This window comes from Saccharothrix mutabilis subsp. mutabilis (genome assembly GCF_039521145.1).
GTDB classification, from domain to species: domain Bacteria; phylum Actinomycetota; class Actinomycetes; order Mycobacteriales; family Pseudonocardiaceae; genus Actinosynnema; species Actinosynnema mutabilis.
Genome location: NZ_BAAABU010000030.1, coordinates 34,493 through 58,152, shown reverse-complemented (window position 1 = coordinate 58,152; position 23,660 = coordinate 34,493). Strand labels below are relative to the sequence as shown.

Below are 23,660 nucleotides of genomic sequence, written 5' to 3'. Positions count from 1 at the left end.
CCGGACTGGTCACCGCGTCGGCGTGGCCGGGATCGACTTCGGCACCGGGACGGGGAAGTCGGCCCGCGTCACGCGGATGATGTCGCCGTACCGCTCGACCAGCTTGGCCCGGTCCACCTCGCCCGCGACGGTCGTGACGTTCACGCCCGACCCGTCGGGCGCCGGTCCCCACGTCGTGAGCTGCACGCCCTGGGCCTTCCACTGGTCGGCGTCGGCGTTGAGCCGCTCCACCACGTCTTCCATCTGCGACAGCGGGTACACGGCGTCGACGAACTTCAGCCGCACGTCCGGCGCGGCGGCGCGGGCGGCCTCGTCCAACGCCTTGTCGGGCACCCGGTGGACCACGATGGCCCCCTCGGCGCTGTCCACCGCCAGCCCGGAGAAGGTGCCCCGGAACTTCGACCGCAACAGCGGCTCCAACGCCTGCGCGGCGGCCTGCAACGCGGGGTCGTTGTCCCGCATGTCCGGCGCGGCGGACGTCGTGGACCGCGACGCCGGTGGCGGGGTGCCCGGTTGCGCGCCGGCGCACCCGCCCAGCGCCACCGCCAGCAGGACCGCGGGTACGACCCGAATCACGTCACGACCTCCCGTTGTGCTGTCGCTCCCAGGACGGAGGCGACAGCACCGGGGGTTGCATCACCGCCGGCGGCGCGACCTGAGGTAGTCGCTGACCACGGCCGCGCCCAGGCCGTCCTCGTCGGGCGCGACCACCCGGCCGCCGCTGCGCCGGGCGACCATGTCCACGAACCGGGCCAGCCGCGGGTCGTCGCCCAGCCGGAACACCGTGATCGCCGCGCCGAGCCGGGCCAGGCCGTCCACCTCGGCGACCGTCTTGGCCAGGGTTTCCGGCCGCGGCGGGTAGGAGAACTCGGCCTCGCCGTCGGCCTCCAGGTGCGCGGTCGGCTCGCCGTCGGTCACCACCAGCACCACGGGCTGCGCGTCGGGGTGGCGGCGGACGTGCCGGGACGCCAGCAGCAGCGCGTGGTGCAGGTTGGTGCCCTGTTCCCAGACGCCCTCCAACGCGGTGAGCTGCCCGATGTCGACGGCCTCGGCGTGCCGGCCGAACGTGATGAGCTGCAACGCGTCCGTGCGGAACCGGGTGCGGACCAGGTGGTGCAGGGCCAGCGCGGTGCGCTTCATCGGCACCCACCGGCCGTCCTGCACCATCGACCACGACGTGTCCACGCACAGTGCGACCGCCGCCCGCGACCGCTGCTCGGTCTCGCTGACCTCGACGTCCACCACGTCCAGGCCGATCTCGCCGGTCCCGCCGCGCAGCACCGCGTTGGTGACCGTCCGGGGGACGTTCCACGGCTCGGTGTCGCCGAACCGCCACGGCCGGGTGCTGCCGATCAGCTCACCCGCCGCGCCGGCCCGGGTGTTGTCCCGCCGACCCTGCGCGCGCACGCTGTCGATCACGCCGCGCAACGCGGTCTCCCCCAAGCGCCGCAACGCTTTCGGGGTCAGCCGCAGCGTCCCGTCCGGGGCGCGTTCGAGGAGGTTCTGCCGCCGCAGCTCGCGCTCCAGCTCGGCCAGCCGCCGCGCGTCCACCCCGGCCTCGTCGCCCAACTGGCGGACCAGGGCCTCCAGGTCGATGTCCTCCAGCCGCGCGCCGGGGTAGGACTGGGCGAGCTGCTCGGCCAGCGCGTCCAGCTCGGCGAGGTCGGCCATGGCCTGCGCGCCCTCGCCCAGGCCCAGCGGCTGGTTGCCGCGGAAGCGGGCGGAGCCGGTCCAGTCCTCGCCGGGCCGCAGGCCTTGCAGGAGGGAGTCCAGGGTGGACAGCTGCTGTCCGATGCCCGAGTTGCCGAAAGCCTGTTGCGACAACGCGCTCAGCTCTTGGCGTTGCTGCTCGGTCATCGAGTTCATCATGCGCTGGGCCGCCGCCGACCGGGCCGCCAGCGCGTCGATCAGCTCCTCGACGTCGCGCGGGTTCTCCGGGAAGAACTCGCCGTGCTCGCGCATGAAGTCCTGGAACTGCTCGGGCGTGTCCTGGCCCCGGGCGTGCGCGGCGAGGAGCCCGTTGAGGTCGTCGAGCATGGCCTTGATGCGCTCGACGTCCTGCGGCGAGACGTTCTCCATCGCCTGCTTCATGCCCTGGAACCGCTGGTCGAGCAGCTCCTTGCCGAGCATGTTCCGGATCTGCTCGTAGGCCTCGCGGGCCCGTGGGGACCGCCAGTCGTACTCGGCCAGCTCGCGGACGGCCGCCGCCGTGCCCTGCGGCAGCGCGTCCAGCTGCGCCTCGCGGAACCGCGCCTCGTCGTCCGGGTCGGGGAACAGCGCGGCCCGTTCGGCCTCCAGCGCCCGTTCCAGCAGCCGCCGGATCTCCTGGAGCGTGCCGTCGAGGCGGTGCCGGCGCTGGATGGCCGCGCGGCGCTGCCACAGCCGGGAGGTCAGGTCGTCCAGCCCGCGCCGACCGGGCAGGCCCCGGCGCAGCAGCTCGCGCAGCGCCGACTCCGGCGACGCGCCCTCCATGACCTCGCGGCCCAGCTCGTCCATCGCCGCCCGCAGGTCGGTGGGCGGGGCCAGCGGGTCCGGGCCGTCGACGTACCGGCCGTAGCGGTAACCGGTCATCCGTACACCGATCGGTCGTCGTCGTCGTCCTTGGACAGCTGCCGGGTCAGGTAGAGCGACTCCAGCGCCAGCTCGACGGCGGAGGCGATGCGGCCCACCGGGTCCTTCGGGCCGGCGCCGACGCGCTTGGCGACCTCGTGCAGCAGCGGCAGCTCGGGCAGCGCGGCCAGCAGGTCGCCCGCGTGGACGCGTTCGCCGGTGGCCACCGGGTGGCCGTCGGAGACCAGCTCGGCCAGCGGGCGCAGGTTCAGCCCGGCGAACGCCGAGCGCGCGGTGTCGGCGATCGAGCGCCGCAGCAGGTGGGTCAGCACCTCCTGCTCGCGCCCCTCCTCACCGGCCTCGAACTCCAGCTTGCCGCGCAGCACGGCCGGGACCGACTCCAGGTCCACCGGCCGCGCGATGGCCGGCGACTCGCCGATCAACGCGCTGCGCCGCAGGGCGCTCGCCGCGACCGTCTCGGCCGCCGCCACCGCGAACCGCGCCGAGACGCCGGAGCGCTGGTCGATCGCGGAGGACTCGCGCAGGTGGCGGACGAACCGGGCGATGACCTCCAGCAGGTGGTCCCCGACCTCCGCGACCAGGTCGGCCTCCTGGCGCACCAGGTCCACCTCGGCGGCGACCTCCAGCGGGTAGTGCGTGCGGATCTCCGCGCCGAAGCGGTCCTTGAGCGGGGTGATGATCCGGCCGCGGTTGGTGTAGTCCTCGGGGTTTGCGGTGGCGACGAGCAGGACGTCCAGCGGGAGGCGCAGCGTGTAGCCGCGGATCTGGATGTCGCGCTCCTCCATCACGTTGAGCAGCGAGACCTGGATGCGCTCGGCGAGGTCGGGCAGCTCGTTGACCGCGATGATGCCGCGGTGGCTGCGCGGGAGCAGGCCGTAGTGGATCGTCTCGGGGTCGCCGAGGCTGCGGCCCTGGGCGACCTTGACCGGGTCGACGTCGCCGACCAGGTCGCCGACGCTGGTGTCGGGCGTGGCGAGCTTCTCGGCGAACCGCTCGTCGCGGTGCTTCCAGGCGACGGGGAGGTCGTCCCCCAGCTCTTGAGCGCGCCGCTTGGACTCGGGGGTGATGGGGTCCAGCGGGTGCTCGTGCAGCTCGGCGCCCTCGATCACCGGGGTCCACTCGTCGAGCAGGGTCACCAGGGTGCGCAGCAGCCGCGTCTTGCCCTGGCCGCGCTCACCGAGCAACACCACGTCGTGCCCCGCGAGGATGGCCCGTTCGAGCTGCGGCAACACGGTCCGCTCGAACCCGACGATGCCGGGCCAGGGGTTCCGCTTCTCCCGCAGGGCGGCCACCAGGTTGTCCCGCAGCTCGACCTTGACGCTGCGCGGCAGGTACCCGGCGGTCCTCAGCTCACCCGCGGTCTTGGGGAGTCCGATCGTCACCCGTTCGACGCTACGCAAGTCCACACGACCGTGTCGACGTGGAGTTCCTCCAGAACGACTCTTTGTTCGCCCACAGCCGAACTTCCGAGGTCACGCAGCCCCGGGGTGTCGGCGACGCAATCGCTCGCGGCCAAGCCGCGTGGCGGCGACAGCTGCCGCCCTTGCTCGTGCGTCCTGTGAACTGCCCACCCGTGCACCAACCGACCCGCGCCCACCACCCCTTCCGACCTGCGCACTCGCGGCTTCTCGCACCGGACGCTGCGGCCCTGCGCACCGCCTCGCCGACACCCACACGGCCCGCGCACGCCCGTGGGCGGTGTCCGTGCCGGGACACCGCCCACGGGAGATCGCTCAACCCGTCAGGACAGCGGCGGGTAGGCGTTGCGCATCAGCTCCTGGAACTGGGCCGAGAACCAGTGGCCCGAGAGCGGTGCGTCGGGGAGGGCGCCCGAGAGGTTGTTGCCGTTGCGCGGGTTGCCGGTGTACGTCGGGTCGCACATCCGGTCGAAGCCCTTGCCCTCGGTGTTCGGGATCTCCTTGCTCGCGCCGTCGGACTCGCCCGGCGGCTTGATCCAGACGTAGGCGTCGATGCTCGGCTTCGGCGCGGCCTTCGGGCGCTCGCCGAGGCCCGCACCGGCCTGGTTGCACCAGTTGCCCTTCTGGATGCGGCGGTCGATGCGGGACTGGTCGACGTACTCGGCCGCGTTGGTCGAGGTCGACTTGCCGGTCGGGCGGTTCGCGCCGCCCCAGCCGTTGCGGGACGTGTCGATCAGCATGCCGATGCCGCTGTCGAAGCCCTGCTTGACCAGTTCGGCCCGCATCGCCGTGGCGAAGCCCAGCTCACCGTTGAAGTCGTTCCAGTCGACCCACTTGGAAGCCTGCTTCACCGGCTGGCCGCCGACCACGTCGTCCACCGTCCAGTACGGCTCCTCCAGCGCGGAGTAGTTCGCCGTGTTGGTGATGAAGCCGTGCACGTCGGACTTGGTCGCGCCCTCGCGGCCCAGGATCGAGGCCATCATCTTCGCCGAGGCGAAGAAGTTGTCGTACTCGGGAACGGTGTCGCCCCACCCGATCCAGCCGTGGTGGCCGGAGTCGAGGTAGTTGTAGACGTTCGGGATGTCACCGAGCTTGGACACCGCGTACGCCACGCCGTTCTGGTAGTTCTGGTTCTGCTTCATCACGTCGCAGTTCGGCGTGGCCGTCGCCCGCGGCGTGACGTTGGTGACCAGGTTGGGCAGCGAGTCGATCTCGATGACCGCCACGATCCGCAGCCGCGCGTACTCCGGCCGGGCCAGGATGCCCGCGATCTTGTCGATGTACTCCGCCTTGTAGCGCGGCAGCTCGTCGGCCTTCAACTCGCCGTTGGACGCCAGCGCCGCGCAGTCGCGACCGGGCAGGTTGTAGACGACGACCTGGAAGACCAGCTCACCGGTCGGCGACGCGGCGCGCTGGCGCTCCGCCTCGTTCAGGTGGTCGGCCAGGCCCATGCTGCCGGTGGTCGGCGAGCCGTTGCCGTCGATCGCGCTGATCCGGTCCATCCAGACACCGGTGGGCTGGTTGGCGATGCGCGAACCACCCGGCTCGGCGGCGGCCTGCCGCTGCCACTGCGGGTTGACGTACACGCCGGCGCCCACGTACGGGTTGTCCACCCGCGGACCCGGGTTCGGGTTCGTGCCGGTGGTCGTCGTCGTGGTGGTCGTCGTGGTCGTGGTCGTCGTGGTCGTCGTGGTCGTGGTCGTCACCGTGCCGGTGCAGACCGTCCCGTTCAGCCTGAACTGGGCAGGCTTCGGGTTCGAGCCGTTCCAGGACCCGTTGAAGCCCGGGGTGACCGAGGCGCCGGTGCCCAGCGCCGCCGACCACTCGGGGTTGCGGACCGTCACCTTGGTGCCCGACTGGCTGAACCGGCCGTTCCACCCCTGCTGGACCGTCTGGCCCGCGGCGAAGTCCCAGTCCAACGTCCAGCCGCCGGAGATCGCGTCCCCGAGGTTGGTGACCGTGACAGTGGCCCCGAAACCGCCCTGCCACTGGCTCGTGATGGTGTAGTCGACCCGGCAACCGGGCGCGGCGCTGGCGGTGGTGCCTCCGGCCACGACCGCTGCCGCGGACATGGCGGCCACCGACACCATCGCCATCGCTCCGGCCGTCTTGCGGGACCGGAGGAATGTGCGCGGACTCATGCATCGCCTCCTTGCGAGCAAATCGTCGTCTGGGAACGCTCCCAGATGGGTGTCCGCGCTCAACGGTGAGCCGGAACCGGGGATGGGGACTGGGAGCGCTCCCAGACGTACCGTAACCCACGACACATCACGTTGACGAGGGGTTCATTCACAGTCCGTGCGCGACTGTTCCGGCTTCAAGCTCGTTACCAGCGGCTATTCACGCACAGTTGGACAAATGTCGAAATGGTGCACCGAAACGGCGCGCAACCGAAAAGCCCAAACGGATGCGCGGAAGGACTAGTGCCGTCCGGCCGCTTGGTCGGACAGCACGCGCACCGCTTCGTCGACCGCCGCGTGCCGCGCCCGCCGGACCGCCTCCGACAGCGGTCGCAGGGCCTCGTCGCGCGCGGCCTGCGCGGAGGCCGACACGGCGCCGCCCGGGGCGTCCGACGCGGCCACCTGGAGGATCGCCGCGACCTCGGCCGCCCGTTGCAGCACCCGCAACGCGCGCGGCGGCATGCCGGAGGGCCAGCGCAGCTTGGTGTGCAGGCTGGACAGTTCGGCGATCTCCTCGCGGACGTTCGGCCGGTGGCGGGCGACGTCCAGGGTCACCAGCGCCGTGGCCGCCTCGCGCATCGCCGACGCCAGGCCGTGCTCGGCCTCGCCGATCGGCACGTGCTCGGCCGGGGTCGCGGTGGGCAGGTCGAACACCGTCCAGCGCAGCACGCCCTCGGCGACCAGGCGCGGCACCAGCCCGACGCCGACCTCGGGCAGCACGACGGCCTGTCCCGCGCGCAGCGCGCCGACGCTGAGCGGACCGCGCCCGCCCAGGCCCCGGACGTCACCGGCGACCGGCAGCACCAGCCGCGCCGTGCGGGTCGACGCCCGCCGCAGGGCCGCCAGCAGCAGGGCGGCGCCCACCGGCGACTCGTCCGGCCCCGGCAGGTCGAGGGCGGTGGCGGTGCCGTCGTCGTCGGCGACCACCTCGTGCAGCTCCGCCCAGAACCCCAGGGCGTCCAGGACGTCGTCGGCCGCCGCCGAGCCGTTCAGCCAGGCGGACGTCCACACGACCATCGTCGCACTCGCACAGGACACGGCACTCAACACTACGCGCGCACCCCGACAGTCCAGCGGGCCGGCCTTCTCAGGCGGCCGGGCCCACGTGGTCCACCAGCAGGGAGCGGAACCGGTCGACGTCGTCCGAACCGGTGAACGCCCGGTGTGGCACCGCGTACATGGCGGTCGTCGCGGTCTTGAGCACGAACACGCCGCCGGTCTCCGACCAGCCCGGCAGGTCCGACCAGTCCACCTCGCTGCGCGCGGCCTCCCCCACCGACATGCGCAGCGAGTGCGCGTCCGCCGACCCGGTGACGGTCTTCGCCGCCAACGGGTGGTTGTGGAAGTTGACCGCGGTGCCGATGGGCACCAGTGCGACGATGATCACAGCCAGCGCCAGGCCGAACACGCCGGCCCACGTCATGCCCATCGCCAGGACCACCGCGCCGAACACGCCCAGCGCCAACCCGAACCACGGAGCCCACCGGTACAGCGGAACGGCCGTGCGCAGCGCGTGCCGCCAGTCCGACGACCGCGGCGACCAGGTGAAGTCCACGCTCGTCGCGCCGGTCTCCGCGCTCACCGCGCCGGCCTCTTCGCGGGCTCGCAGCACAGCGGCGCGCACGGCTCCCCGTTCACCGTGCACCCGGCGGCGGTGAAGGACGACAACTTGCGCGCCGGCGCCCCGGACGTCATCTCCGCCACCAGTTCGGCCACCAGCTGCGCGAACCGCGGGTCGCCGTTGGGCGTGGCCGCCCGCGCGAACCCCATGCCCAGCTCGGCGGCGCGATCCCTCGCCTCGGTGTCGAGGTCCCACACCACTTCCAGGTGATCGCTGACGAACCCGATCGGGCACACGACGACGTTGGCGACGCCCTTGGCGTGCAACGCCTCGACGTGGTCCACGATGTCCGGCTCCAGCCACGGGATCTGCGGCGGCCCGGACCGCGACTGCCACACCACGTCGTACTCGGCGATCGACAGGGCCGACGCCACCAGCCGCGACGCCTCCGCCACCTGCCGGGAGTACCGGTGCCCGCCCTCGGCCGGCGGCCCGGCGGCCTTGTCCGCGGACACCGGCACCGAGTGCGCGGTGAACACGAGCCGGTAGTCCTCGAACGCCTCGCCCGCCACCCGGACCGACTCCGCGAAGGACTCGATGAACAGCGGGTGGTCGAAGAACTGCCGCAACTTCACCAGTTCGGGTGCGCCGGGGACGGCGGCGCGGGCGCGCAGGATGTCCTCGTCGTACTGCCGGCAGGCCGAGTAGCCGCCGTAGGCGCTGGTCGGGAACACCAGCGCCCGCCGCACCCCGGCGGCCTTCATCTCGGCCAGGGTGTCCTCGACCATCGGGTGCCAGTTGCGGTTGCCGAAGTAGACCGGCAGGTCCACCAGCGGCTCCACGGCGGCGATGGCCTCGCGGTTGAGCCGGTTGATCGGCGACACCCCGCCGAAGTGCAGGTAGTGCTGCTCGACCTCGTCCAGCCGTTCCGGCGGGACACCGCGGCCCCGCGTCACGTTCTCCAGGAAGGGTCGTACGTCTTCAGGCCCTTCCGGTCCCCCGAAGGACAGCCAGAGCAGCGCGTCGTAACTCACGGGACCCATCCTCGCGCTGCCCGCTGGACGGTGCACAACCGGGTCGGCGTGATCAACCGCACGCCGACCCGGTCCGGCGAATCCTCGACCGGTCCGAGGGGGTGGATTCCAAGCCGGTCCGGGCGGGTGGACCGCGGACCGGTCCGGGTCGATTACAGGCCCAGGAAGTGCACGCCGCCGTCCACGAAGACCATGGAGCCGGTGGTGGCCGGGAACCAGTCGGACAGCAGGCCGCACACCGACTGCGCGACCGGCGTCGGGTCGTTGACGTCCCAGCCCAGCGGGGCCTTCTCGCCCCACATCGCCTCCAGGTCCGCGAAGCCCGGGATGGACTTCGCCGCCATCGTGCGCACCGGGCCGGCCGAGACCAGGTTCACCCGGATGCCCTGCGGGCCCAGGTCGCGGGCCAGGTAGCGGTTGATCGACTCGAACGCCGCCTTCGCCGCGCCCATCCAGTTGTAGGCGGGCCACGCCTGGCGGGCGTCGAAGTCCAGGCCCACCACCGACGCGCCCCGGCCCAGCAGCGGCAGCGTCGCCTGGACCAGCGACTTGTACGAGTAGGCCGAGACGTGCATCGCGGTGGCGACGTCCTCCCACGGCGCGTCCATGAACGGCGCGCCCAGGCACGACGGCGGGGCGTAGCCGATGGCGTGCACGACGCCGTCCAGGCCGTCCACGTGCTCGCGGACGCGGTCGGCGAGGGTGTCCAGGTGCTCCTGGTTCTGCACGTCCAGCTCGACCACGGGCGCGGGCTGCGGGAGCCGCTTCGCGATCCGCTCCACCAGGCTCAGCCGGCCGAACCCGGTGAGCACCACCTGGGCGCCCTGCTCCTGGGCGACCTTGGCCACGTGGAAGGCGATCGACGCGTCGGTGATCACCCCGGTGACCAGCAGCCGCTTGCCTTCGAGCAGACCCGTCACGTGTGTTTCCTCCGGAAGTTGTGCGAAAAGGTGGTCAGCGCCCGAACCCTCAGTGGCCCATGCCGAGGCCGCCGTCGACCGGCAGCACCGCGCCGGTGATGTAGGCGGCGGCGTCGGAGGCCAGGAACGTGACGGCGGACGCGATCTCCTCGGTGGTGCCGTACCGGCCGGCGGGCACCTGGGCGAGGATCTGCTTGCGGCGCTCCTCGGGCAGCGCGTCGGTCATGTCCGTGGTGATGAAGCCGGGGGCGACGACGTTCGCGGTGATGTTGCGCGACCCCAGCTCGCGGGCGATCGAGCGGGCCACGCCCACCAGGCCCGCCTTGCTGGCCGCGTAGTTGACCTGGCCCGCGCTGCCCATCAGACCCACGACGGAGGAGATGAACACGATGCGGCCGTAGCGCTTGCGCAGCATGCCCTTGGACGCGCGCTGCGCCACCCGGAACGCGCCGGTCAGGTTGGCGTCCAGGACGCGGGTGAACTGCTCGTCGGTCATCCGCAGCAACAGGGTGTCGTCGGTGATGCCGGCGTTGGCGATGAGCACCTCGACCGGGCCGTGCGCGGCCTCGACCTCGGCGAACGCGGCGTCCACCTCGGCGGAGCTGGTGACGTCGCACTTGACGCCGAGCAGCCCCTCGGGGGAGCCCGAGCCCCGGTGGGTCACGGCGACCTTGTCGCCCTGCGCGGCGAACGCCTGCGCGATCGCCAGACCGATTCCCCGGTTCCCGCCGGTCACCAGTACGGACCTCGACACGCCCTGCTCCCATCGCTGCTGGTTGGTGCGGGGGCGAGGCTATCCCCTACCGCCAGGTAGCCCACCACGGGCCGGGGTGGATCACAATCGGCCGCGTGACCGGTTTCGTGGAACAACTGCGTGTCGCCGTCGACGGCGACGTCCTCGCCGACCCCGCCACCCGCGCGCTGTACTCGGTGGACGCCTCCAACTACCGGCACGTGCCGCGCGTGGTCGTGCGCCCCCGGACGGTGGCCGCGGTGGTGGCGGCGGTCGGGGTGGCCGCGGAGTTCGGCGTGCCGATCACCAACCGGGGCGCGGGGACCTCGGTCGCGGGCAACTCGGCCGGGCCGGGGCTGGTCATCGACTTCTCCCGGTACCTCGACCGGGTGATCTCGATCGACCCGGACGCCCGGGTGGCCGTGGTGCAGCCGGGCGTGGTGCTGGACCGCCTCAACGCCGCCGCCCGCCAGTTCGGCCTGGTGTTCGGGCCGGACCCGTCGACGCACTCGCGGTGCACGCTCGGCGGCATGATCGGCAACGACGCGTGCGGCGCGCACTCGGTGGCGTGGGGCAAGACCAGCGACAACGTGCACGCGCTGGACGTGCTGCTGCCCGACGGCCGCCGGTTCGACACGCGCACCCCGCCGGCACTGGACCTGCCCGCGGTGGACCCGTCGTGGTTCCCGGAGCTGGACCGGCGCGTCTCGGGCTACCGGCTGGACGCCCTGCCCGACCTGACCCGTGCGCTGGTGGGCACCGAGGGCACGTGCGTGACCGTGCTCGGCGCTTCCCTGAAGCTGGTGGAGGCCCCGCGGCGGCGGGTGCTGGCCGTCCTCGGGTTCGACGGGCCCTACGACGCCGCCGATCACGCGCCGATGGTGCGTTCGCTGCCGGTGTTGGCTGTCGAGGGCATCGACGTGAAGTTGGCGGAAGCGGCGGGTGATTCGCGGTTCCTGCTGCCGCGCGGGGTGAGCTGGTTGTTCGTGGAGACCGCCGACGAGGAGAGCGCGCACGCGGCGGCGGCGCTGGCCCCGCACTCGGTGGTGGTCACCGACCCGGCGCGGCAGCGGGCGCTGTGGCGGGTGCGGGAGGACGGGGCCGGGTTGGCCACCCGGATGGAGGATGGCAGCGAGGCTTGGTCGGGGTGGGAGGACGCGGCGGTGCCGCCGGATCGGCTCGGCGCGTACTTGCGTTCGTTCGACGCCCTGTTGGCTGGTCATGGGCGGCGGGGCGTCACGTACGGGCACTTCGGGGAGGGGTGTCTGCACGTGCGCATCGACTTTGATCTCGGGAGTGGGGCCGGTGGGTCTGGCGGGTCCGGCGGGGCCGGCGGGTCCGGCGGGTCCGGCGGGTCCGGCGGGTCCGGCGGGGCCAGGGGGTATCGGGAGTTCCTGGAGGCGGCGGCTGACCTGGTCGTGGCGCATGGCGGGTCGTTGTCCGGGGAGCACGGTGACGGGCAGGCTCGGTCGGAGCTGTTGACCCGGATGTACCCGGAGGCCGCGATCGAGGCGTTCGGGCGGTTCAAGCGGGCGTTCGACCCGGACAACCTCATGAACCCGGGGCGGGTGGTGGATCCGTTGCCGCTGGACGCCGACCTGAGGGTGGTGGTCGCTCCCCCGGTGATCCCGACGCGGGCCGCTCTGGCACTGCGTGCCGACGGTGGTGACCTGGCGGCGGCGACGCGGCGGTGCGTCGGGGTGGGCAAGTGCCTGAACACGTCTGGCGGCGTGATGTGCCCGAGCTACCGGGTGACGCGCGAGGAGAAGCACTCGACGCGCGGGCGGGCGCGGTTGCTGTTCGAGATGCTGGGCGGGCAGGTCGTGCGCGGCGGGTGGCGCTCGGAGGAGGTGCGGGACGCGCTGGACCTGTGCCTGGGGTGCAAGGGGTGCAAGCGGGACTGCCCGGTGGACGTGGACATGGCGACGTACAAGGCGGAGTTCCTGCACCACCACTACAAGCGGCGGGTGCGGCCGTTGTCGCACTACTCGATGGGGTGGTTGCCGCTGTGGCTGCGGATGGGGCTGGTCAACGGGGTGACGGCCCGGTTCGCCCGGTTCGCCGGGGTGGCGGAGGAGCGGCCCTTGCCGACGCCTGCCCGGCGCACGTTCCAGGACACGTTTTCCGGCGGTGAGAACGGTGATCGGGTGTTGCTGTTCCCGGACACGTTCACCAATTTCTTCGAGCCTGGGATCGGGCATGACGCGGCGGCCGTGCTCGGGCATGTGGGGCAGGCGGTGGAGGTGCCGCGTCGGGCGGTGTGCTGCGGGTTGACGTGGTTCTCGACCGGGCAGCTGGACGTGGCGCGTCGGGTTGTCAGGCGGACGGCGCGGGTGTTGCGGCCTTGGACTGGTGCCGGGGTGCCGGTGGTCGGGTTGGAGCCGAGTTGCACGGCGTTCCTGCGGTCGGATGCGTTGGAGGTGGCGGGCGATGATCCGGATGTGAAGCGGTTGGCGCGGTCGGTGCGGACGTTCGCCGAGCACGTGTCGCCGTTGTTGGAACCGTTGGCCGGGTCGTTCGCGGATGGGAGTTCCGCGGTGGTTCAGCCGCACTGCCACCAGTACGCGGAGTCGGGGACGGCTGCCGACCGGGAGTTGTTGGAGCGGGCCGGGGTGAGCGCGTCGATGGTGTCCGGGTGTTGTGGGTTGGCGGGCAACTTCGGGTTCGAGAAGGGGCACTACGACGTGTCGATGGCGGTGGCGGAGTTGGAGTTGCTGCCTGCTGTGCGTGGGGCGGCCGAGGGTGCGGCTGTGGTGGCGGATGGGTTCAGTTGTCGCACGCAGGTGCGGCAGGGGGCCGGGGTGGAGCCGGTGCACACGGCGACGTTGGTGGCTCGGGCGTTGGGGCTCAGCGGGTCTGCTCGGTGATCCAGGTGAGGTAGTCGGGGCTGCCGGCCAGGACGGGGAGGGCCAGGACCTCGGGGGTGTCGTAGGAGTGGTTGGCCTGGATGAAGTCGGTCAGGTCGTTCAGGCGGTCGTAGGCGGTTTTGATCCAGAGTTGCCACTCGCGGTCTTCTTGGACCTCGTCGTTCCAGCGGTAGACGCTGCGGACCGGGGCGCTGATCTGGACGCAGGCGGCCAGGCGGTGTTCGACCAGGGCGCGGGCCAGGGTGGTGGCGGCGTCTTCGCGGTCGGTGGTGGTGATGACGACTACGTGGTTGTCGGTCATTGAGCCAGCGTAGCCGGCGCGGGGTGTGCACTCTCAGGAAGAGAAGCGGAGCAGAAGCCAAAAGCGAAGAGCGAAGAGCGAAGAGCGAAGAGCGAAGAGCGAAGAGCGAAGAGCGAAGAGCGAAGAGCGAAGAGCGAAGAGCGAAGAGCGAAAAGATTGAAAGAGGCGCTCGCCGCGCGGCAGGCCCCCGGGGGTGGAAGGGCGTCGGTTCGTTCCCCGTACGGCCTGCCGGAGGCAACCACGCTTGGGTCTTCTGCGCAACCGGTGAAGCGTGGTTGCACAGAAGACCCAAGCGTGGTTGGGCTGCGCCCAGGCCGTACGGGGAACGAACCGAGGCCCTTCCTGTGGCTGATAGCCCGTGGCGCCTGCGGCGCGGAGGGTGCGTGTGTGCGCGGGTTAGCGGGTGGTGGCTCGGGTTGTTAAGCGGGGTGGGAGGAGGGTTAGGGGTGGGGTGGGGGCTCGGTTCAGTTTGGCCATTAGCAGGGCTACGGCGTGGTGGCCTAGCTGTTCGGCTGGGACGTGTACTGAGGTCAGGGCCGGGATCAGGCGTTCTGCCTGGTCGTCTGGGCAGATGGCTACTACTGCCATGTCGTCGGGGATTCGCCTGCCCAGGGAGCGCAGCACCTCCATGATGGAGGGCAGGGCGGCTTCGTTGTGGACCACCAAGCCTGACAGTTGCGGGTGGCGTTCCAGGAGGCCTGTGACGGTTCGGTGTACGGACTCGTGGTCTGGTTCGGTGGGGACCGTTGTGGAGGAGACTCCTCGGCGCATGGCCGCCGCGCTGAAGCCGGCCATCGTCCGGTGGGCGTAGCCGGTGTCGCGTTGGTACACCGCCCTCGGCGCGCCGATCAGGGCTATCGACGTGTGGCCCAGGTCGGCCAGGTGGTCCACGCACTTCGCGCCCGCCTCGGCGAAGTCCAGGTCCACGCACGTCAGCCTCGCCGCGTCGGCGGGGAAGCCGATCAGGACCGACGGGCGGTCCAATTCCCTGAGCACGGGGACGCGTTCGTCGTGCATCTCCACGTCCATCACCAGCAGGCCGTCCACCTGCGCGCTCCCGGCCACCCGGCGCAGGCCCGCCGCGCCCTGGTCGGCCGTCACGAGCAGGACGTCGTGTTCGTGGCGGCGGGCGGCGGTGGCGACGGCCACCACGAACTGCATGATGACCGGCATGTGCATGCCTTCGCGCATCGGCAGGACCAGCGCCAGCACGTTGGCCCGGTTGCTCGCCAGCGACCGGGCGCCCGCGTGCGGGTGGTAGCCCAGCGCCCGCACGCTGGCCTCGACCCTGGCCTTCGTCGCCTGCGAGATCGATCGGCGGCCGGTCAGCGCGTAGGACACCGTGCTCGGCGCCACCCCCGCGTGCCTCGCCACGTCGGCGATCGTGACCATCAGCCCACCTCCGCCACGCGCACGCCCGCTTGCACGGCGGTCACCGTCAACACCCCGTCTGACCACTCCACCTTCGTCCCTTCCGGTGCTGGACGGTCCGCGTGTTCCGTGTCGTGGAAGGAGATCCACGCGCCCGTGTCGGTGAAGACCACTGTGTCGTCCACCAGGCGGACCCCCTCGCAGTCGTCGAAGTCCACGGCTCGCAGGGTGCCGGAGCGCGGTGGGACGCGTTCGCCGGGCACGTCGATCGTCAGCCTGGCGCGGATGTCGCTGGACGAGGCGCCGACCAGGAGTTCGTAGCGGCCGGCCTCGACGACTTTGCGGCTTGACACGACGTCCCAGTGCCACAGGTGCTCGACGGGGAGTGTTACTACGCGGCGCTCGCCCGGGGTCAAGTGCACCCGTTTGAAGGACTGGAGGCGGCGTCGTGGTTGTCTGACGCGGGAGTCCAGGGCTCGGGTGTAGAGCTGCACCACCTCGTCGGCGGCGATCCGGCCGGTGTTGGTGACGCCGATGGTGGCCACGTTGTCGGCCCACGTGAGGCTGTCGTACTCGAAAGTCGTGTAGCTCAGGCCGTGGCCGAAGGGGAAGAGCGGTTCGCCCTCGAAGTAGAGGTAGGTCGAGCGCGCTCGGATGATGTCGTAGTCGAACAGGTCCGGGAGGTCACCCGGGTCGGCGTACCACGTTTGGGGGAGGCGGCCGGCGGGTGAGCACTTGCCCATCAAGGCCTCCGCGATCGCCCTGCCTTGTTCCTGGCCGCCGTGGGACGTCCACAGGACGGCGGGCACGTCGACGTCCAAGGCGTAGGGGTAGCTGCTCACCAGGACCAGCACGGTGCGCGGGTTGGCGGCCAGCACGGCGCGCACCAGGTCGGCTTGCGGGAGACCCAGCCCTGTCCGGTCCTGGGTCTCCCGGCCGTTGATGTGCGGGTCGTTGCCCACCACCACGACCGCCGCGTCGGCTTCGGCCGCCACCTCCGCCGCCGCGGCGATCCCGTCCACCACCGGCTCGACGGTGAACACCTCGGTTTCGGTGCCCTGCACGACGTCGCGCAGCACGACACCACCGTCCCGGTCGCGCGGCTCGAACAGCTCGCGCACGTCCCACCCGCCCGGCGTGTCCGCCTCGGCGACCAGCTCGCCGGCTTCGGACACCCCGAGGTACTTGGCCGTCACGACGTCGCGCAGCGTCCACACGCCGTCGCCCCAGTCGAACACGTCGAACTCCGCCCGCTCCCCCAGGCCGACGATCCCGTCGCGCACGCCCAGGTACCGGCCGTCGGCCGCCCGCAACGCGATCCGGTCGACGCCCTCGGCGTAGGACACCGGACCGAACTCGGACAGTCCACCCAGGACCGTCTCGGCGTAGGGCAGGGTGCCGCTGTACCAGTCCTCGAACACCACGTCCGCGTGGGAGCCGATCACCGCGAGCTTCGCGCCCGGCCGCAACGGCAGCAGGCAGTCGTTGCGCAGGAGGACGACCGCCTGGCGCGCCGCCTCCAGCGCCAGCTCGCCGTGCGTGCCGATGACGTCGGAGGTGATGGCGGCATAGGGGTTGTCGTCGGGCGGGTCGAACTCGCCCAGGCGGAACCGCAGTGCCAGCACGCGGCCCACGGCCCGGTCGATGACGTCCCAGTCGAGCAGGCCGTCCTTCAGGGCGGTCCACACGCTCTCGATCAGCAGGGTCGGGTCGCCGCCCTGGTCGGTGAAGCTGTCCAGGCCGGCGTTGAGCGCGGCGGCGTGGCCCTCGGACTGGGTCGGCAGGAAGCCTTGCAGGCCCGCGATGTTGGACGGCGCGTAGGCGTCGCTGACGATCACCACGTCCGGGGGCAGCAGGCCCAACAACGGGCTCACGTGCGCCGGGCGGCCGTTGACCAGGTTGTACGACGGCATGACCGCCACCGCCGCTTTGAGGGGACCCAGGAAGCAGGGCAGCTCGTACTCGTGCAGGACGCGGGGGCGCAGGTCCGACGACGTGACGCACCGGTCGGTCTCGTTGTTGTAGCCCAGGAAGTGCTTGAGCGTCGGCGCGGTGCGCAGGTAGCGGGGGTGGCCGCCGCGCAGGCCCGACGCGTACGCGGTGGCCAGTTCCGCGGTCAGCACCGGGTCCTCCGAGTAGCCCTCCTCGTTGCGGCCCCAACGCGGGTCGCGCAGCGGGTTCACCACCGGCGCCCACACGTTCAGGCCGTGCGCCACCGGGTCGCGGTGGTGGAAGCCGCGCGCCTCCGTGCCGACCGCCTCCCCCACCGCGCGCAGCAGGTCGGGGTTCCACGACGCGGCCAACCCGACCGGCTGCGGGAACACGGTGGCCTCGCCCAGCCACGCCACGCCGTGCAGGACCTCGGTCCCGGTGCGGAACTCCGCGATCCCGAGCCTGGGCACGGCGGGCTGCCGCTGGTGCAGCATCGCCACCTTCTCCTCGTCGGTGAGCCGGCCCAGCAGGTCGGCCACGCGGTCGGACACCGGCGTCGCCGGGTCGCGGAACGGGGGTTTCACCGGATGCACCTCGCGCGCACGTCGAACACTTCGAACGGACTGCTCGGCGAATCGAACCGTTTCGATCCACGAGGGGGGATTTACCGCCTAAACAACGGCGGGTGAAGTAACGGAAATGTGGCACAGGCCGCACTGCGGCGTCAACACCCCGTGCGGTTTCGAACAATTCGATTCGAACGCGTTCGACACCTTCCCCGGAATCGTTCGCGAGGCACGCCGAACGCCCCTCGCACCACGGTGTGCGAGGGGCGACGGCGACCTTCGCGGGCCTAGCCGAACAGTTCCGCGTGCAGCGAGAACGCCGTGGCGATCTCGGCCTGCGCCCAGAACCGGTGGTAGGTGAAGGTCGGTGCGGACCCGCCGTTCAGGTAAGCCTGAACCTTGGGCCAATCGGGGTCGTTCCGGTAGAACGAGCGGATCGACAGGAACGTCGAGCTGCCGTTGATGATGTCGCCGTTGGGCATGTCGCCCGTCCAGCCCGGCGGGACGTATGTGCCCTCGCCGGTGCTCGCGACGTACGGGTCGTCGAACCGGTTGTAGTCGGTCCGCGTCTCCGGCACGGAGATGCCCTTGGCGGTCTGGTTCGCGAGCATCGCGTTCAGCAGGCCCTCACCCGCGGTGCGGGCGGCGGCGTTGCCGGACTTGGCCGCGTAGTTGAGCAGCGTCTTGGCGTAGGAGGCCGCGACGCCGACGTCCTGGCTGTGGTTGAGCACCCGCACCCGCAGGTTCGCGTTCGCGCCCGGCGTGGTCGGGTTCCAGTTGTCCGGCGCGCCCGTCCACTCCATGTCGGACGGGATCTGGAACGCGCCGCCGGTGCCGATGGTGGTGTTGGCCAGCGCCCACGGGACCCACTTGTCGAGGATCTTCTTGGCGCGCGGGTCACCGGTCATCTGGTACAGCGACGCGGTGCGCTCCATCTGCCACACCTGGAAGCCGAACCAGCGGTTCGACGGCGGGTCCCGCCACACCGGGTGGGCGTCGTAGAACATGCCGTAGAACGTCGGCGTGCCCGCCGGCGGCGTGCCGTACTGGCCCTCCCAGGTGTTGGTGACACCGCCCGCGATGCCGCCGTCGGCCGACTGGAGCCACTGGAGCAGCTCCAGCTGGCGGTCCAGCGACTTGGCCCAGTCCTGCTGGCCGGTGGCCGACTTCGGCTTCAGCGCCGGCACCTGCGACAGCGCGTAGGCCGCCAGCGGGTTCTGGTAGCCCTGGTGCGACGCGCCGTCGCCGATGCGCCACGCCCAGCCGGCGGACGTGTCCGTCGCGCCACCCCAGGCGTAGTACCAGGACATCAGGTAGTGCGCGCTGTCCTTGCCGGTCGCGCCGGGGCAGGTCTGCGGGCTGGTGCAGTTGCCGATGCGCTTGAAGTACTTGTCGAACATGGCGTAGCGCAGGTAGTCGCCCATCTTCGCGGCCTTGTCGATCTCCGCGGAGATCTCCGAGCCCTTGCCCTGCGCGGTCGCCCACTGCTGGGCCAGCAGCGCCACCTGCACCGCGCGCGCGTCGGCGTCGGGGGCGTTGGTGTACTTCCACTGCTTGGCGTAGGACGAGTCCTTGGTGAACAGGTCGAGGAACCCGTTCGGACCGCCGTGCGCGAAGGTGTCGCACGAGGGCTGCGGGATGGTCTCCCACACCGACTCCGACGAGCCGCGCTGGTAGGTGTTGATGTACGCGGGCGCGGTGTTGGTGCCGTCGCCGCACCGGCCGAAGCCGTAGGTGTTGTCGACGTCGAGCAGCCAGTGCATGCCGTAGATGTCCGACGTGCCGTAAGCCGTCTTCAGCTCGTTGGCGATCGGGTCGGAGCCGACCGGCGCGTTGGTGTCGAGCACCGACGGGTACTGGTCCATGCGCGCGTGCTCGGGCGCGTAGGTCGCCGGGTCGGCCGGGTTGTACTTGTCGTTGGTCGGCTGGTCCGCCTTGGCCGGGATGATGTACTTCTCCATCGAGGCCCACGCGGACTTGAACGACGCCCAGTTGCCGGTGATCCGGCCGTAGCTGGCCTCCAGCCACAGGTAGTAGCTGAACGCCTCGGACGTCGTCTGGTGGCCGTGGTCGGGCGCCTCGACCATCAGGGTCTCGACCGAGTGGTAGGGCACCTTGAGACCGTCGGAGAAGGTCCGGAAGTAGCCGCTGGCCGGGTCGTGGATCTTGTTGTACTGGTCCAGGAACGCCTGGGTGTAGTCCGACGAGCCCTTGGCGATCTCGGTCACCGTCGCGGTGGCCGAGGTGATGCCGGTGGCGCTCGCGGTGAACGTCGCGGTGCCGAGGTCGCCGCCGTTGTCCGCCGAGGTGACGGTGACGTTCTGCTTGGTGGCCCAGTTGGCCGTGGTGAACGTCAGCGTCGTCGGGGACGCGGTGAGGTCGGCGCTGCCGGTGCGGGAGATCGTCACGGTGACGCTCGACGAGGGCGCGGTGGCCAGCGAGACGCCGAAGGTCGCCGTGCCGCCCTGCCGGACGTTCAGCGTCGGCGGGCTGATCTGGATGGTCTGCCCGGCCAGGACGCGCACGCCGACGGCGGTCGACGCCGTGACGCCGCCCTTGTCGTCGGTGGCGCGGGCGACGATCGAGTGCTCGCCGACCGCCGCGCCGGCCCAGGACCCGGTGTAGGGGGCGCTGGTGTCGGTCGCGACGACCGCGCCGTCGGCCAGGAAGTCGACCTTGGCGATGGTGCCGTCGCTGTCACTGGCGTTGGCCGCCAGCGCGATCGCCTGGCCGGACTGGAAGCTCTGGCCCGACGTGGGCGAGGTCAGCGACACGGTCGGCGCGGTGTTGGGGCCCGTGCAGGGGGTGCCGTTGATCGCGAAGTCCGTGGGCGGGCGGTTCTGGCCCGTCCAGCTGCCGTTGAACCCCACCGAGTACTGGGCGCCCGCCGCCAGGTTCGGCGCCCAGGACGGTGCGGTGACGGTGACGGCGTTGCCGCTCTGGCTGAACGTGCCGTTCCAGCCCTGCTGCACGCGCTGGCCGTCCGGGAAGGTCCACGTGAGGCGCCAGTTGTTCACCGGGTCGCCCTGGTTGCGGATGGCGACACTGGCGCCGAAACCGCCCTGCCACTGGCTGGTCACCTTGTACTCGACCGTGCACGCCACCGCGGCGTGCGCGGCCGGCGCCACGAGCGGCATCATGCCTGCGGCGGTCGCCGCCGCCGCGATCAGCGCGAACGGCCGACTGCGCGACCGTCCGGCTCTGGTGCGGTACCTCATGCGTCCTCCTCCTGCACGGATCAGCCGTTGACCCGCGAGCCTGCAAAGGGCGGTGGGGTGGAGTCGGCACGGGGCGCCTGGGCGCGCAGAACGCCCCGTGCCGAGGTCTCTCAGGGCTCGACGCCCCAGGTGAGCGCGCCGCCGGCGTGGGCGGTGACGCGGTCGAAGTCGGTCAGGGTCGCGCTGACGCGGTAGCTGTGGTCGTTGGTCTGGTCGAACTGCGACCAGTCGGACTTGGCCACGCGCAGCTGGATGTCGCCGGTCTGCGCGCCCGCGTTGAGCGTGCCGCCGGTGAAGGTGACCTGGAGGTAGGCGTCCGCGCCCGTGCGGGCGGTCGCCAGCTTCACCACCGTGGCGCGGACGTTGGCGCAGCCGACCACGGCCCAGTCGCAGAACACCTGGTAGTTCGCGTTGGTGGCGTCACCGGTGAACCAGTACCGCAGCGTCACGGTGTCCAGCCCGACCGCGGTGGCGCCCCGGTTGACCAGGTTCAGCGTGGCGCCGATCTGGTTCGCGGTCGCGCCGCCGTTGCCGCGCTGCTGCGCGACCAGGCCGCCGGTCACCGATCCGGCCTTGGTGCGGAAGGTGACCGCGGTGCTCGCCGCGGAGACGTTGCCCGAGGTGTCCTTGGCCCGCACCGAGAACGTGTACGCGGTGTCCGGGGTGAGGCCGGTGACCTGGGCGGTGGTGCCGCTCGCGGTGGCGGCGACGGTGCCGTCCGGGCGCAGGACGTCGTAGCCCGCCACGGCGACGTTGTCCGTGGCCGCGGTCCAGCTCAGCGTGGCGCTGGAGCCGGTGACGTTCGTGGCGGTCAGTCCACCGGGGACGGTCGGGGCCTCGCGGTCGGTCGGGACCTCACCGGGCTCCCTGCCCCACTGGACCGCGCCGTTCTCGCGCAGCACCAAGCGGTCGGTCTGCACCACCGTGTTGCCCGAACCGAGGCCGGTGTACGACCAGTCGTTGGTCGGGTCCCAGGTGCCGGCGCTGGCGATGCGGAACTGCACCTCGTGCCGGTGCGCGGACTGGCCGCCCGGGTAGACGTCCGGGCACGGGATGTCCACGAAGTAGACGTTGCCGCTGAACCTGGTCGGGCCGCTGGCCGTGCCGCACTGGTTGTAGTTCGTGGTGACGGTGATCTGCTCGGGCGTGGTCGAGCCGTCGAGGGTGAAGTAGTAGCGCAGCGAGCCGTTGAACGTGCGGGCGGGCCACGCGCTCTTGTTGATGATGAACGCCTTCACCTCGGTGAACTGCGCCGCGGACTGGTTCACCGACGCCTGCACGGTCAGCTCCGGGCCGTCCGGGGTCTCGGCGACCGGGAAGTCGGCCAGGGGCGTGCCGCCGTACTCCTTGTAGAGCCGGGCCAGCGCGCCGGTGAAGCCCGCGTTGTAGTCCAGCGCGACCTCGTTGGCCACGTAGTCCTGGCGGCTGTCGGTGTACTTGTCGTCGTTGGTGCTCGGGCCGCCGACCAGCGCGCCGTACAGGACGTGCCGGCTGGTGGCCGGTTCCTGGATGCTGTCGGCCCACGCGCCGTGCGCCGTGCGGTGGTGCGGGTTGCGCGGCGGGTTCGCGCCGAACCCGACGACGTAGCTGGAGTTGCGCGGGTTGTCGCCCAGCGCGTAGTTGACCTGCTTGACGCCGAAGTCGTGGTAGGTCGTGGCCCGAGCCGGGTCGGTGGCGCGCAGCCAGTCGCTGTAGACCAGGGCGACGAACGCCGTGTTGGCCGCGTACCGCAGGGAACCCCAGGTGTCGAGCACGGCCTGGCCGCCGGGCGAGTAGCGGACCCGGTTGCCGTTGTAGCCGGTGGTCCAGTAGTCCAGCCAGCGGTTGGCGTCGGCCACGTACTCGGCCTCGCCGGTCAGCTTGGCCAGCAGGGCGTAGGAGCCGTAGGACTTGTCGTCCCACGCGATCGTCCACTTGTAGGACCGCGTGGTGGACTGCGGTTCGGTGGACAGCTTCGGGTACTCGGCCTTGGCCTTGGTCAGGTAGGCGGCGTCACCGGTCGCGCGGTACAGCCAGATCGCGCCCCACACCAGCTCGTCCTGGTAGCCGCTCCACGAGTTGTAGAAGCTCGCGGCGTCGGTGATGCAGGAGCTGTACTTGCCGCGGTAGGTGTCGGCGAAGGTGTAGAGCTGCTTGGCGTGGGTCAGCAGCGTCGCGGCGTAGGCGGGGTCGGTCGGCTTGAACACCATCGAGGACGCGGCCAGGGCGGCGGCGTACTCGCCGGCGAGGTCCGAGCCGGGGCAGGAGGCGTCCACTTTGTACGCCGGGCGCGCCATCCGCATGACCTCGGCGGGACCCCACCAGGCGTGGTCGGGGTTGCCCGCGCCGACCTGGCCGTAGACCACGTTCGGCGACGGGTGCGCCTTGACGATCCAGTCCGTGCCCCACTTCAGGTTGGACAGCAGGTGGCGCAGCTGGCCCGAACCCTCGTAGGCGTCCCGGTTCTCCACCGCGCCCCACGCGAGCATCGTCATGGACGCGCCGAAGGGCAGGCCGAACTTCACGTGGTCGCCGGCGTCGTAGAACCCGCCGGTCAGGTCGAGCCCGACGTCCGAGCCGTCGCGCAGGGCCGAGTCGCCGCGCCAGTTCACGCGGTTGTCCGCGGGCAGGTCGCCGGAGCGTTGGGCGTCGTAGAACCAGATCGACTTCTGCAGCGCCTCGCCGTAGTTGAACGCCGGCGCGGCCGTCGCCTCGGGCTGGGGTGCGGTGAGCGTCAGCGCGCCGACCAGCACCGCGAGCGTGCCGGTCAGCGCACCGGACATGCGTCGTCGCATGCGGTGCCTCCAGGAAGCAGGGGATTCTGGGAGCGCTCCCAGCGCTGGACTGTAACCGCAACGCAACACCGTGAAAAGAGGGTGTGCCGCAGCCCGTGCGCCAATGCGCCGAACGCTCCCCGGGAATTAGCCCGAACGCCGCAATTCACGGATTGAGCCCGCTCGCCGTTCGACCGGTCGCAGCGTTACCGGAATGGAGCAACCACAGGCGAAA

General features: G+C 71.4%; 15 protein-coding genes. 1 reads left to right on the top strand and 14 read right to left on the bottom strand.

From position 1 onward, the window contains the following. Positions 1–9 precede the first annotated feature (9 nt). The 9 genes from ABD126_RS35665 to fabG form a co-directional block, all read right to left on the bottom strand. Positions 10–576 carry a hypothetical protein gene (locus ABD126_RS35665; RefSeq protein ID WP_343939492.1) on the bottom strand — a complete coding sequence of 189 codons (567 nt, stop codon included), beginning with the start codon at positions 574–576 and terminating at the stop codon, positions 10–12. A gap of 60 nt (positions 577–636) precedes the next feature. Next, a complete protein-coding gene (locus tag ABD126_RS35660) occupies positions 637–2,571 on the bottom strand; it encodes a vWA domain-containing protein (protein ID WP_343939490.1) in 1,935 nt (644 codons plus the stop codon). Beyond that, entirely contained in the window at positions 2,568–3,953 is a 1,386-nt protein-coding gene (locus ABD126_RS35655) for a sigma 54-interacting transcriptional regulator (protein WP_343939488.1), read from the bottom strand. The genes ABD126_RS35660 and ABD126_RS35655 overlap by 4 nt, the downstream gene beginning before the upstream one ends. A gap of 359 nt (positions 3,954–4,312) precedes the next feature. Continuing rightward, a complete protein-coding gene (locus ABD126_RS35650; protein ID WP_343939486.1) occupies positions 4,313–6,130 on the bottom strand; it encodes a glycoside hydrolase family 6 protein in 1,818 nt (605 codons plus the stop codon). Positions 6,131–6,409: 279 nt separating this feature from the next. After that, positions 6,410–7,186: a hypothetical protein gene (locus ABD126_RS35645; protein WP_425542941.1), complete on the bottom strand. Its 777-nt coding sequence runs from the start codon at positions 7,184–7,186 to the stop codon at positions 6,410–6,412. Positions 7,187–7,256: 70 nt separating this feature from the next. Next, on the bottom strand, positions 7,257–7,793 hold the full coding sequence (locus ABD126_RS35640; protein ID WP_343939482.1) for a YcxB family protein: 537 nt from the start codon (positions 7,791–7,793) through the stop codon (positions 7,257–7,259). After that, complete coding sequence (locus ABD126_RS35635; RefSeq protein ID WP_343939479.1) at positions 7,748–8,764, bottom strand: ferrochelatase; 1,017 nt, start codon at positions 8,762–8,764, stop codon at positions 7,748–7,750. The genes ABD126_RS35640 and ABD126_RS35635 overlap by 46 nt, the downstream gene beginning before the upstream one ends. 152 nt (positions 8,765–8,916) lie before the next feature. Then, entirely contained in the window at positions 8,917–9,684 is a 768-nt protein-coding gene (gene fabI, locus ABD126_RS35630; protein WP_309110752.1) for an enoyl-ACP reductase FabI, read from the bottom strand. A 49-nt stretch (positions 9,685–9,733) separates the two neighbouring features. Further along, on the bottom strand, positions 9,734–10,438 hold the full coding sequence (gene fabG, locus ABD126_RS35625) for a 3-oxoacyl-[acyl-carrier-protein] reductase (RefSeq protein WP_343939476.1): 705 nt from the start codon (positions 10,436–10,438) through the stop codon (positions 9,734–9,736). A 95-nt stretch (positions 10,439–10,533) separates the two neighbouring features. On the opposite strand from fabG, the gene ABD126_RS35620 reads away from it, so the two are divergent. Further along, complete coding sequence (locus tag ABD126_RS35620; protein WP_343939474.1) at positions 10,534–13,284, top strand: FAD-binding and (Fe-S)-binding domain-containing protein; 2,751 nt, start codon at positions 10,534–10,536, stop codon at positions 13,282–13,284. Here ABD126_RS35620 and cutA read toward each other — a convergent pair. The 5 genes from cutA to ABD126_RS35595 all read right to left on the bottom strand — a co-directional run bounded on the left by cutA (position 13,265) and on the right by ABD126_RS35595 (position 23,446). Continuing rightward, complete coding sequence (gene cutA, locus ABD126_RS35615) at positions 13,265–13,585, bottom strand: divalent-cation tolerance protein CutA (protein WP_343939472.1); 321 nt, start codon at positions 13,583–13,585, stop codon at positions 13,265–13,267. The genes ABD126_RS35620 and cutA overlap by 20 nt on opposite strands. 396 nt (positions 13,586–13,981) lie before the next feature. Then, positions 13,982–14,977: a LacI family DNA-binding transcriptional regulator gene (locus ABD126_RS35610; RefSeq protein ID WP_343939470.1), complete on the bottom strand. Its 996-nt coding sequence runs from the start codon at positions 14,975–14,977 to the stop codon at positions 13,982–13,984. Then, on the bottom strand, positions 14,977–17,472 hold the full coding sequence (locus ABD126_RS35605; RefSeq protein WP_343939468.1) for a beta-glucosidase family protein: 2,496 nt from the start codon (positions 17,470–17,472) through the stop codon (positions 14,977–14,979). Before ABD126_RS35605 ends, ABD126_RS35610 begins: the two co-directional genes overlap by 1 nt. Positions 17,473–17,741: 269 nt before the next feature. Then, on the bottom strand, positions 17,742–20,672 hold the full coding sequence (locus tag ABD126_RS35600; protein WP_343939466.1) for a glycoside hydrolase family 48 protein: 2,931 nt from the start codon (positions 20,670–20,672) through the stop codon (positions 17,742–17,744). Positions 20,673–20,782: 110 nt separating this feature from the next. Further along, the gene (locus tag ABD126_RS35595) at positions 20,783–23,446 is read right to left on the bottom strand and encodes a glycoside hydrolase family 9 protein (RefSeq protein ID WP_343939464.1); all 2,664 of its coding nucleotides are present in this window, start codon (positions 23,444–23,446) and stop codon (positions 20,783–20,785) included. Between the last annotated feature and the right edge of the window lie 214 nt (positions 23,447–23,660).